Below are 11,509 nucleotides of genomic sequence, written 5' to 3'. Positions count from 1 at the left end.
CCATGAGTGACATCCTGATCGTGGACGACGAACGCGATATCCGTGAATTGATCTCGGACATTCTGAAGGACGAGGGGTTTTCCACCCGGGTCGCGTCGAACAGCGACGAATGCATGGCCGCGATCAATGCCGAGCCGCCGGCGCTGATGATCCTCGACATCTGGCTCAAGGACAGCCGGATGGACGGTATCGACATCCTCAAGGCCGCCAAGCGCGACAACCCCGAGATTCCGGTTGTCATCATCTCGGGCCACGGCAACATCGAGATCGCCGTCGCCGCGATCAAGCAGGGCGCCTACGACTTTATCGAGAAGCCCTTTAACATCGACCAGCTGATGGTGGTGATCCAGCGCGCGATGGAAACCGCGCGGCTGCGGCGGGAAAACGTCGCGCTGAAGCGGCGCGATGCCAACCCGGCCGAGATGATCGGCACCTCGCCGTCGTTCCGCACCCTGAAATCCCAGCTCGACAAGGTGACGAAGTCCAATGGCCGGGTGATGCTGTCCGGCCCTCCCGGCGCGGGCAAGGAGGTCGCCGCGCGCTACATCCATGCCAATTCCCCGCGCGCCGACGGGCCGTTCATCACCGTCAGCTCGGCCATCGTCGAACCCGACCGGATGGAAGAGGTCCTGTTCGGCCGCGAATCCCCGGAACGCGGGATCGAGCCCGGGCTGCTGGAGCAGGCGCATAACGGCGTGCTGTTCTTCGACGAGGTCGCGGACATGCCGCTGGGTACGCAATCCAAGATCCTGCGCGTGCTGGTCGACAGCCAGTTCCAGCGGGTGGGTGGCACCGACAAGGTGCGCGTCGATATCCGCGTGATCTCGTCGACCAACCGCGATCTGGCCTCGGAGATCGAGCTGGGTCGCTTTCGGCAGGAACTGTTCCACCGGCTGAGCGTGGTGCCGATACCTGTGCCTTCGCTCGAGGACCGGCGCGAGGATATCCCCGAGCTGGCCGATCACTTCATCGACCAGTTCAACAAGACGCAAGGGTTGCCCGCGCGCCCCTTGGGCGAAGACGCGGTGGCGCAGTTGCAGACCATGATCTGGCCGGGCAACGTGCGGCAGCTGAAGAACGTGATCGAGCGGGTGCTGATCCTCGGTCCCGACAAGGGCGAAATCGGCCCGAACGAGATTCCCGGCAACGACACCCAGCCCGACGAAGAGGGCCGTGTCGTTCTGTCGGGCAGCCTTGCCACGCTGCCCCTGCGCGAAGCGCGCGAGTTGTTCGAGCGGGAATACCTGCTGACCCAGATCAACCGTTTCGGCGGCAACATCTCGCGCACCGCGACCTTCGTCGGGATGGAGCGCTCGGCCCTGCACCGCAAGCTCAAGAGCCTCAATGTCGTCACCTCGAACCGCACCGGAAACCGGATCGCCCATGTCGATGCAGACGAGCCCCGCAGCGGCGTCGGTAGCTGACCTTCGGCGCGGGCGGCTGCGCCTGCGCGGACGGCAGGTCTCCTACGTCGAAACCGGCCCCGAGGGGGCCGCGCCCTGGGTGGTGTTGCTGCACGGCGGCGGCATCGACCGGGGCGACTGGGCGTGGGGCCGCACCATGCGGCACCTGGCCCCACGGTTTCGGTGTTTCGCCCCCGACATGCCGGGGTACGGCGGTTCGGACGGGTTCGGTCGCGCGCATGGGATCGCGGATTTCGGGCCGTGGCTGGGCGCGGTTCTGGACGCGCGCGGGATCGACCGGGCCCACCTTGTCGGCAGTTCGATGGGCGGGGGCACCGCGCTGTGGCTGGCGCTGGACGCGCCCGCGCGGGTGCGCTCTGTCACCGTCGTCGGATCCTATGGGCTGGCCCGGCGCGCGCCGCTGCACCCCGCCTTGCACCTGTATTCCCTGGGGCCTGCGGGACGCTTCATCGCGCTTTCCGCGGCGCGCAGCCGTCTGGCCGCTCGGGCGGCGCTGATGGCCGTCTACGCCGACCCGCGTCGCGTCACGCCCGGGCTGGTCGAGGAGATGTACCAGGAGGCGCAGCGCCAGGCCGAGCTGCAGACCTTTCGCGGGTTCCTCCAGGCCGAGGTGGGCGCGGCGAGTTTCCGCACCTGTTTCCTCGACCGTCTACCGGGCCTCGTGCCGCCGCTTTTCGTGATGCACGGGCGATCCGATCGCATGGTCCCGCTGCGCCACGCGCGCGAGGCCGCGCGGGTCGCCCCCGAGGCTAGGCTGCTGGAGATGGACGCGGGCCATTGGCCAATGCGCGAACAGCCCAAGATCTTCGACAGCGCGCTCGACACATTCCTGACGGATGTCGAGGCCGGGCGGCTGCGCCGCGCCGCACCGTCCCGGGCCCCCGCCGCGACCTGAGCCGGGGCGCGACCTGCCGCAGTCGCGTGGCGCCGGACCGGGCCTGTACCCGACGCCGAAGGGGCGCGACAGGGGCGTGCAGACTTGCTCTTTCAGGGTCTCGGCCCTAGGGCAGGGCGAAAGGATCTTGCCCGAGGACCGTGATATGCAACTGACCAGACGAACCCTGCTTACCACCGGCGCCGCGTTTCCCGCGGCGGCGCTTCTGCCCCGCGGGGCCCGCGCCGCGTTCCGCCCCCGGCCCGAGGGCTGGCGCCGGTTCGAGATCGTGACAGAGGTCGCCTTGCCGCAGGCCGATGGTCCGGTGCAGGTCTGGGTGCCGGTTCCGTCGGTCACCGAAGAGGGCTGGATGCAGGCGGGCGACGCCAGTTTCGAGACCAACGCGACGCGGGCCGAGATCAAGACCGATCCGGTCTACGGCGCGCGCTTCGTCCACGCCGAGTGGGACGCGGACGCGCCCGCGCCGCAGCTGACCGTGACCGCGACGGCGCAGACCCAGGACCGGCACATCGACCTTTCCGAGCCGGGCCAGCCCCGGTCGCTGCCCGATGAGGCCCGCGCGCTTTACACCAGCGCGACCGACCTGATCCCGACCGACGGCATCGTCAAGGACACCGCCGACGACATCGTCGGGTGGTCGCGCGGAGACTTGACCAAGGCCCGCAAGATCTACGACTGGGTTGTCGAGAACACCGAGCGTAACCCCGAGACCCGCGGCTGCGGACTGGGCGATGTCGCCTCGATGCTGGCGATGGGCGATCTGACGGGCAAGTGCGCCGATCTCAACGCGCTTTATGTCGGGCTTGCGCGGGCGGCGGACCTGCCGGCGCGCGACGTCTATGGCGTCCGCGTTGCGCCGTCGCGTTTCGGGTACAAGAGCCTGGGCGCCGGGTCGCAGGATATCACCAAGGCGCAGCACTGCCGGGCCGAGGTGTTCCTGGAGCGGTTCGGCTGGGTCGCGGTTGACCCCGCCGATGTGCGCAAGGTGATGCTGGAAGAGCCGCCGAAGGACCTGTCGCTCGACGATCCCAAGGTCGCCGATGCCCGCGCCGCGCTGTTCGGTGCGTGGGAGGGCAACTGGGTCGCCTACAACTTCGCGCACGACGTGGCGCTTCCCGGTTCGGACGGTGAGCCGGTCGAGTTCCTGATGTACCCGATCGTCGAGATCGACGGCGTGCGTCAGGACCACCTGGATGCCGAGGCTTCGGGCTACAGCATCACTGCCACCGAACTCGAGGCCTGATCGGCCCCGACCTCCGGGCGTACGCCCGGGGGTCATGTCCGGTTGTGGACGTCTGCGGCGGGTGACGGTGCCGCGCGGCCCGCCTGTCAGAGAGTCGAGCGGTCGAGGAACACCTGCCGCCCGTCGGGGTCGCGCAGCACGCAGACGCTGTCGGTCAGCGGCGGCAGGCGCCCGGGGGCCGTGACGCGGCCCAGCCCCGAGGGGCAGGCGGGCACGTCGACGCGGGAATACCCCCGCTCGGCCATGCACTGGCCGGCGACGCGGTGGCGAAGCCCGGCATTGGCGTCGACGCTGTAGACGTCTCCGCCCGTGACACGGCCTGCAAAGCGCACGCAGTTGCCGTCCTTGTTGCACCTCACCACGCCGGGTTCGATCTGGATCGGCGTGCGGCGCAGCTGGGTGTTGGGCGGCACGGTGTTGACGGCCTGCACAGCGCAGCCCGTGAGGTCGCCGTTCAGCTGTTGCACCGGCACTCCGGCCTGGTAGTAGCGCGCGGGCTGGCCGCAGCCCGCCAGAAAGGCCAGCGCAACGCCCGCGGCGGCGAGCTTGAGTACCTGTGTCATGGCCGTTTCTCCCTTGGTCAGGTTCGGGCAGGGCCACGGGGCAGCGGGGCCGGGCCCGCGGCTATCTTGCGCCTTTTGCAGGGAATTGCCAGAGCCGGGCGGACGGTAGGCGCTCCGTCGGGCGGGGCCTGCGGGCGACCCGGCCGGGCCGTTCGTTGGGGCGGGCCGGACACGAAATGGCAGACGTTGCCTGTCCGCCTCGGCCCGGAGCGGTGGCAGGGCGCCCTCTGCGACCGGTCTGCGCCGCGCCGCGTCCGCCCCGGGCCGGCGGGCCACACCCGGCGGGGGCCGCATGATGACGGATTGAACCGCGCCCGGTGGCATGTCATCACCCCGTATGCGGTCGTAAGGAAGCGCGGATGAAAGTCATCATATGCGGTGCCGGTCAGGTCGGCTGGCAGATCGCGCGGCACCTGTCGGGCGAACGCAACGACGTCACGGTGGTCGACAACAACCCCGACCTGGTGCGGCGGGCGACGGATACGCTCGACGTGCAGGGGATCGCGGGGCATGCCTCCTATCCCGATATCCTGGAACGGGCAGGGGCCCGGGATGCCGACATGATCATCGCGGCCACCCACTCGGACGAGGTCAACATGGTGACCTGCCAGGTGGCGCATTCCGTGTTCGCGATCCCGCGCAAGATCGCGCGGCTTCGGGCGCAAAGCTACCTGACGGCGATCTATTCCGACCTCTACCGCCGCGACCACATGCCCATCGACGTGGTGATCAGCCCCGAGCGAGAGGTCGCGGATGCCGCCCTGCGGCGCCTGCGCGCGCCCTCGGCCTTCGACACGCAGAGCTTTGCCGACGGGCAGGTCCGGCTTTTGGGCGTGGCTCTGGGGGCGGATTGCCCGGTTCTGAACACGCCGTTGCGACAGCTGACGGACCTGTTTTCGACGCTGCGGGCCATCGTGGTGGGTGTGCGGCGCCGCGGGCGGCTCTTCGCGCCCGACGCCGCCGACCAGCTTTTCGAGGGCGACCAGATCTACGTCGTCGCCCACCAGGACGATGCCAACCGCACGCTCGAGATCTTCGGCAAGTCCGTCACCCGGCAGGAGCGGGTGGTGATCGTGGGCGGCGGCAACGTGGGTCTTGCCGTGGCCCGCGCGCTGGAAACCCGCACCGAGCGGGTGCGCGCCCGGATCATCGAGATCGACCGGGCCAAGGCCGAGCGGGCCGCGGACGCGTTGGAGCGGACCATCGTCCTGAACGGCGACGGGCTGAACATGGAGCTTCTGAACGAGGCCAATATCGGCAAGGCCGACGCGGTTCTGGCGGTTACCGACGACGACAAGACGAACCTTCTGGCCGCGGTACGGGCCAAGACGGCAGGCTGCCAGATGGCGATCTGCCTGGTCAACGACCCGACGCTGCAGCCGCTGATGTCGCCGCTCGACATCGACGCCTACATCAACCCGCGCTCGACGACCGTCAGTTCGATCCTGCGGCACATCCGCCATGGCCGGGTGCGCGGTGTCTATTCGATCGGCGATGCCGAGGCCGAGGTGATCGAGGCGCAGGTGCTGTCGACCTCGCCGATCTCGGGCAAGGTGATCCGAGATATCGATTTCCCCGAAGGCGTTCTGGTCGGCGCGGTGGTGAAGGGCGGCAAGATGGTCAAGCCTACGGGCACCACCCGGATCGAAGAGGGCGACGTGATCATCGTCTTCGCGATGACCCCCGACGTCCCCGAGGTCGAACGCCTGTTCCAGGTGTCGATCGACTTCTTCTGATGATCCCCATCGCACCGGATCCCCGGCGATTGCCACCGGTTTCGGCAGCCCCCGCCCGCGCAGGCCGGGCCGCCTGTCCCGCCTCATGCCATTCCGGGCGCCCACGGGGGACCGCGCCGGGACTGGGGGGGGCGTGCCGATGACGACGAAGCTGCGCAACGTGCCTCTTGCCGTGCTGCTGGTCGCGGTCGGTGCGCTGGCGATGTTCCCGCCGGCGATCCTTGCCGCCGCGACAGGTGATGTGTCGACGGCCGAGGATTTCTTCTATTCGGGCGCCGTCTTCCTGACGCTCTTCGTGCTGCTGGCCATTGCCACGCATGGCCGCCACGCCCGGCGCAAGGCGCTGAGCCACCTGCTGGCACTGGTCGCGGCCTTCACGCTTTTGCCGCTGATGCTGGCGGTGCCGTTTCACATCGCGGTCGGCAACACGCGGTTCCTGTCGTCGTGGTTCGAGATGGTATCGAGCCTCACGACCACGGGCGCCACGCTCTTCCTGCCCGACCGGTTGCCCGATGCCGTGCACCTGTGGCGGGCGCTCGTTGGCTGGCTGGGTGGTTTCCTGATGTGGGTCACCGCCATCGCCATCCTCGCCCCCCTGACGCTGGGCGGTTACGAGGTCGTCAGCGGCGACCGGATGGGCGATTCGGGCAGTTCCGCGCGGCAGATCACCTCGGTCGCGGGCGCGACGGAGCGGCTGGCGCGCTACTCGGGCGACCTGGCGCCGATCTACGGGGGGCTGACGCTGCTGCTCTGGATGGCGCTGCTGTCGGCGGGCGAACCACCGCTGAACGCGATCTGCCACGCGATGTCGACGCTGTCGACCAGCGGGATCAGCCCCACGGGCGGTCCTCTTTCCGGTCGCCTGGCCGAGGCGTTCATCTTCGTCTTCCTGATCTTCGCCCTGTCGCGCGCCACATTTACGACCGACGCGTCGGTGGTGCATCGCCGGGGTCTGCGGCAAGACCCCGAGCTGCGCATGGGGCTGGCGCTGGTCACCATCGTGCCGCTGCTGCTGTTCCTGCGCCACTGGATCGGCGCGCTGGATATCGACGAACAGGAAAACCTGCCGGCGATGGCGCGCGCGCTCTGGGGCGGGCTCTTCACCACGATGTCCTTCCTGACGACCACCGGGTTCCAAAGCCAGGACTGGGCCGACGTGCGCGCCTGGTCGGGGCTCGAGACGCCGGGACTGGTGTTGATGGGACTGGCGCTGGTCGGCGGCGGCGTGGCGACCACGGCGGGCGGGGTAAAGCTGTTGCGGATCCACGCGCTTTACATGCACGGGCGACGTGAGATGGAGAAGCTGGTCCATCCGCATTCGATCGGCGGCTCGGGGTCGCTGGCCCGGCGTATCCGGCGGCGGGGTGCCTATATCGCCTGGATCTTCTTCATGCTTTTTGCGCTGTCGATCACGCTGTCGATGGCCGCGCTGACGCTGGCGGGCCAAAGTTTCGAGGAATCGGCGATCCTGACCATCGCCGCGCTGTCGACCACCGGCCCGCTTGCCGCGGTCGCGGGCGAGGTGCCGATACGCTATGGCGATCTGGGCGATGCCGCGCGGGTGATCCTGGGGCTTGCGATGATCGTCGGCCGGCTTGAAACCCTGGCGCTGATCGCCATTTTCAACCCTGACATCTGGCGCAATTGACCCAATTCGGATGCGGCGGGACGTTTAGGGGCTGGAATGTCAGTCGAAGGCCCCGTAATCTTTCTGCCGATCAATAAAGCACGCCCGCCAGTGGCGGCATCAAAGACAAAGGTTGGACAGTAAATGGCCTCCGACAAACAAAACCTGCAAGACGCGTTCCTTAACCATGTGCGCAAGACCAAGGTGCCGGTCACGATCTTTTTAGTGAACGGTGTCAAGCTGCAGGGGGTCATCACCTGGTTCGACAATTTCTGCGTTCTTTTGCGCCGCGACGGGCAATCGCAGCTGGTCTACAAGCACGCGATTTCGACGATCATGCCGTCGTCGCCCATTAACCTTTATGACGGGGACGATTGATTCTGGCCGACGATACCGCGACGCCCGATACCCGCGCCTACGTTATTCACCCCGAGATCCTGACCAACCGCGACCGGCGTGCCGCCGGCCCCGCGCTTGACGAAGCGCTGGCGCTTGCCGCCGCCCTTCCGGGGCTCGACATCCTCGGCGGTGAGATCGTGCGCCTGCCGAAGCCGCAGCCCGGGGGGCTGTTCGGCACCGGCAAGATCGACGAGCTGCACGAGAAGCTCGAGGATATGGAAGCCGAGCTTGTCCTGATCGACGGGCCGGTGACGCCCGTCCAGCAGCGCAACCTGGAAAAGGCCTGGGGGGTCAAGCTGCTCGATCGGACCGGCCTGATCCTCGAAATCTTCTCGGACCGGGCGCGCACCCGCGAGGGGGTGCTGCAGGTCGAGATGGCGGCGCTCAGCTACCAGCGCACGCGGCTGGTGCGGGCCTGGACACACCTTGAACGCCAGCGTGGCGGGCTGGGCTTCGTGGGCGGGCCGGGCGAGACGCAGATCGAGGCCGACCGCCGCGCCATCGACGAGCAGATCGTGCGCATCCGCAAGCAGCTCGACAAGGTCGTGAAGACCCGCGAGCTGCACCGCGCCTCGCGCGCCAAGGTGCCGTTCCCCGTGGTCGCGCTGGTGGGCTACACCAACGCCGGCAAGTCGACGCTGTTCAACCGCCTGACCGGGGCCGAGGTGATGGCCAAGGACATGCTCTTTGCCACGCTCGATCCCACGATGCGGGGGGTGACGCTGCCCACGGGCATGAAGGTCATCCTGTCGGATACGGTGGGCTTCATCTCGGACCTGCCCACCCAGCTTGTCGCGGCTTTCCGCGCGACGCTGGAAGAGGTACTCGAGGCCGACCTGATCCTGCATGTCCGCGACATCGCGCATGCCGACACGGACGAGCAGGCCGCCGACGTCGCCGCGATCCTGGCGGACCTCGGCGTGGCCGAGGATACCCCGCAGCTGGAGATCTGGAACAAGGTCGACCTGCTCGATGCCACGGCGCGCGAGGCGCTGACCAATCGTGCCGCGCGCGACCCGGACATCCTGACGCTGTCTGCGATCACGGGCGAGGGGATCGATGCCGCCATCGCCGCGGTGACCGAGCGCCTGGATGACGCGCGCGAAACCGCGGTGCTGGGCCTGGCTTTCGAGGACGGGCGCCGCCGCGCCTGGCTGCACGAGCAATCCATCGTGACGGACGAAGAGCAGACCGACGAGGGCTTTCGCGTCACCGTCAACTGGACCGCCCGGCAGGCCGACCGCTTCGCCAAGCTTTGAGGCAGGGCGCGGGAAAGCCCGCGCCGCGCCTTTTCATGCGTCGGTCGACAAAGGCCCGGCCCCCCATGCCTGAGGGGCCGGCCGTCGCTCAGCCTTCGCGCATTTCCTCGACGATGTCCTGCATGGCGTCCAGCGGAACGTAGCCGCGTACCATCTGGTCACCGAACACGAAGCTGGGCGTGCCGTTGATCCGCAGCTTCTGCGCCAGTTCGTGGTTCTCGGTGATGATCCGGCGGACGTCGTCGGACTCCATCCCGGCCATCACCGCCTCGACGTCCAGCTCCTGCTCTTCGGCGAGATCCCGAAGCGATTCGTCGGTGATGTTGCCCCGCATCGTCATCAGCGCATCATTGACCGCCTTGTAGGCCGCGTCGCCCTCGGTCTGCAGGACCGAGATCGCGAATTGCGAGCCCAGAAGCGACTGTTCGCCCAGGATCGGGAATTCCTTCACGATCAGACGGATGTTGCCGTCGGCTTCGACCAGTTCGTCGACTTCAGGGTGCGCACGGCGGCAATAACCGCAGCGGTAATCGAGGAACTCGACGATCGTGACGTCGCCGTCGGGATTGCCACCGACCCAGGAATGTCCGTCGTCGTAGATGTCATCCGACAGATCTGAAATCAGGTCCGCGTCGCCGGCCGATTGCGCCTCGGCCTGGCGTTGGTCGAGCACCGAGATCGCCTCCATCAGGACCTCCGGGTTCTCCATCAGATAGGCGCGCACCTCTTCGCGGAAATTGGCGCGCTCTTCGTCCGTCATCTGGGCAAGGTCGGCCAGCGCGGGCGCGGCGGCAAGGGCCAGCGTCGCGGCGCAGGCAAGGCCGCGCAGGGGCCGAAGCGGCCGGGACAGGGTGCGGGGCAGGGCGGCGATCATGGGCATCTCTCTTGCGGTTGCGCGTGTCGTATCTGGCCCCATGGGGGCGGCGGCAGTCTGCACCCTCGCGGCGCGTGGCGGGGACCTTCGCGGCGATCGGACCGAAGGACAAGCCAAAAGCCCGTGGCCGCCCCGAGACCCGGACCCATCCCGGCCGCGCTGACACCCCTTGGCAGGCAGGGCGACGTGTCCCCGTTCCGAGCGGCGTGGGCATTGACGCCCGGCCCCGAGCCCGTGCAGGTGACTGGGGCAAAGTCTAGCGAGGTGCCGATGAAAAGCTCAAGCCGAAGCGCGGTCGATCCCTTCATCGTGATGGACGTGATGGAGGCGGCCCGCGCCGCCGAGGCCGCGGGCCGCCACATTGTCCACATGGAGGTGGGGCAGCCCGGCACGCCCGCCCCCGCCGCCGCCCGCGCCGCGCTCGCCCGCGAAATGGAACGGGGGGCGCTTGGCTATACGGTGGCTCTGGGGCTGCCCGCGCTGCGCGCCCGGATCGCCCGGCTTTACCGCGACTGGTACGGCATCGACCTCGATCCGGCCCGGGTGGTTGTGACCTCCGGCGCCTCGGGGGCCTTCATCCTGGCCTTCACTGCGCTTTTCGATGCGGGCCAGCGAGTGGGCCTGGGATTGCCGGGCTACCCCTCTTACCGCCAGATCCTGAGCGCGCTCAGCCTGCAGGCGGTGGGGTTCGAGACCCGCGCCGAGGCGCGCTATCAGCCGCAGCCGCAGGATCTGCCCGGCGACCTTGCGGGGCTGATCCTTGCCTCGCCCGGCAACCCCGCCGGCACGATGCTGGACAAGGCCGAGCTGGACGCCCTGATCGGGGCGGCGCAGGCGCAGGGCACGGCGGTGATCTCGGACGAGATCTATCACGGGATCGACTACGATCGGCGCGCGGTCTCGGCGCTCGAGGTGACAGACGACGTGATCGTCGTGAACTCGTTTTCCAAGTATTTCTCGATGACCGGGTGGCGCGTGGGCTGGATGGTGGTGCCCGACCACATGGTCCGCACGGTCGAGCGTCTGGCCCAGAACCTCTTCATCTGCCCGCCGCATGCCAGCCAGGTCGCCGCCCTCGCGGCGATGGACGCGGTGCCGGAATGCGAGGCCAACCTCAAGGTCTATGCCGAGAACCGCCGGCTGATGCTGGATCGTCTGCCGGGCGCGGGTCTTCCCCGGATCGCCCCCCCCGACGGGGCCTTCTACGTCTATGCCGACGTGTCGGAGATCACGCAGGACAGCCGCGCGCTGGCGCGGCGGATCCTGGACGAGGCGGGCGTGGCCCTGACCCCGGGGCTGGATTTCGATCCCGGTCGCGGACACACCACGTTGCGACTTTCCTATGCAGCGGCGACGGCGGATATCGCCCTTGGGCTGGATCGGTTGAGAGAATTTTTCGCAAAGCTCTGATCGCGTCGGATTCGCGGTTCCGCGACGCGCCGATCCGGGCTATTGTCATCGGCAAGATCCGGCCGAAGCCGGACATACA

Annotated in this window: 10 protein-coding genes; 8 read left to right on the top strand and 2 right to left on the bottom strand. The window is 68.3% G+C overall.

Annotated elements, in window-relative coordinates; all coding sequences use genetic code 11:
• Positions 1 to 2 precede the first annotated feature (2 nt).
• The 3 genes from ntrX (at position 3) to EKE94_RS04010 (ending at position 3,562) form a co-directional block, all read left to right on the top strand.
• The gene (ntrX, locus tag EKE94_RS04020; RefSeq protein ID WP_127905287.1) at positions 3 to 1,424 is read left to right on the top strand and encodes a nitrogen assimilation response regulator NtrX; all 1,422 of its coding nucleotides are present in this window, start codon (positions 3 to 5) and stop codon (positions 1,422 to 1,424) included.
• Positions 1,384 to 2,319, top strand: a complete 936-nt coding sequence (locus tag EKE94_RS04015) for an alpha/beta fold hydrolase (protein ID WP_164870816.1) — start codon at positions 1,384 to 1,386, stop codon at positions 2,317 to 2,319. The genes ntrX and EKE94_RS04015 overlap by 41 nt, the downstream gene beginning before the upstream one ends.
• Before the next feature lie 145 nt (positions 2,320 to 2,464).
• A complete protein-coding gene (locus EKE94_RS04010; protein WP_127905285.1) occupies positions 2,465 to 3,562 on the top strand; it encodes a transglutaminase-like domain-containing protein in 1,098 nt (365 codons plus the stop codon).
• Between the two features lie 86 nt (positions 3,563 to 3,648).
• Here EKE94_RS04010 and EKE94_RS04005 read toward each other — a convergent pair whose 3' ends face one another.
• Complete coding sequence (locus EKE94_RS04005; protein WP_127905284.1) at positions 3,649 to 4,125, bottom strand: hypothetical protein; 477 nt, start codon at positions 4,123 to 4,125, stop codon at positions 3,649 to 3,651.
• A 359-nt stretch (positions 4,126 to 4,484) separates the two neighbouring features.
• Here EKE94_RS04005 and trkA point away from each other — a divergent pair, with 359 nt between their 5' ends.
• From trkA to hflX, 4 genes are all read left to right on the top strand, one after another.
• Complete coding sequence (gene trkA / locus EKE94_RS04000) at positions 4,485 to 5,861, top strand: Trk system potassium transporter TrkA (RefSeq protein ID WP_127905283.1); 1,377 nt, start codon at positions 4,485 to 4,487, stop codon at positions 5,859 to 5,861.
• Positions 5,862 to 6,000: 139 nt separating this feature from the next.
• Positions 6,001 to 7,509, top strand: coding sequence for a TrkH family potassium uptake protein (locus EKE94_RS03995; protein ID WP_127905282.1), 1,509 nt, complete (start codon positions 6,001 to 6,003; stop codon positions 7,507 to 7,509).
• A 123-nt stretch (positions 7,510 to 7,632) separates the two neighbouring features.
• Complete coding sequence (gene hfq, locus EKE94_RS03990; protein WP_127905281.1) at positions 7,633 to 7,866, top strand: RNA chaperone Hfq; 234 nt, start codon at positions 7,633 to 7,635, stop codon at positions 7,864 to 7,866.
• Positions 7,863 to 9,146: a GTPase HflX gene (gene hflX, locus EKE94_RS03985; RefSeq protein WP_164870815.1), complete on the top strand. Its 1,284-nt coding sequence runs from the start codon at positions 7,863 to 7,865 to the stop codon at positions 9,144 to 9,146. Before hfq ends, hflX begins: the two co-directional genes overlap by 4 nt.
• A gap of 88 nt (positions 9,147 to 9,234) precedes the next feature.
• On the opposite strand, the gene EKE94_RS03980 is transcribed toward hflX, so the two are convergent.
• Positions 9,235 to 10,020, bottom strand: coding sequence for a DsbA family protein (locus tag EKE94_RS03980; RefSeq protein ID WP_127905280.1), 786 nt, complete (start codon positions 10,018 to 10,020; stop codon positions 9,235 to 9,237).
• A 270-nt stretch (positions 10,021 to 10,290) separates the two neighbouring features.
• On the opposite strand from EKE94_RS03980, the gene EKE94_RS03975 reads away from it, so the two are divergent.
• Positions 10,291 to 11,430, top strand: coding sequence for a pyridoxal phosphate-dependent aminotransferase (locus EKE94_RS03975; protein ID WP_127905279.1), 1,140 nt, complete (start codon positions 10,291 to 10,293; stop codon positions 11,428 to 11,430).
• Positions 11,431 to 11,509 lie beyond the last annotated feature (79 nt).

Origin of the sequence: Mesobaculum littorinae (assembly GCF_004011175.1) — a bacterium.
GTDB classification, from domain to species: Bacteria; Pseudomonadota; Alphaproteobacteria; order Rhodobacterales; family Rhodobacteraceae; genus Tranquillimonas; species Tranquillimonas littorinae.
Note: the sequence above shows the minus strand (reverse complement) of the source record. Positions and strands in the feature narration are given on the sequence as shown.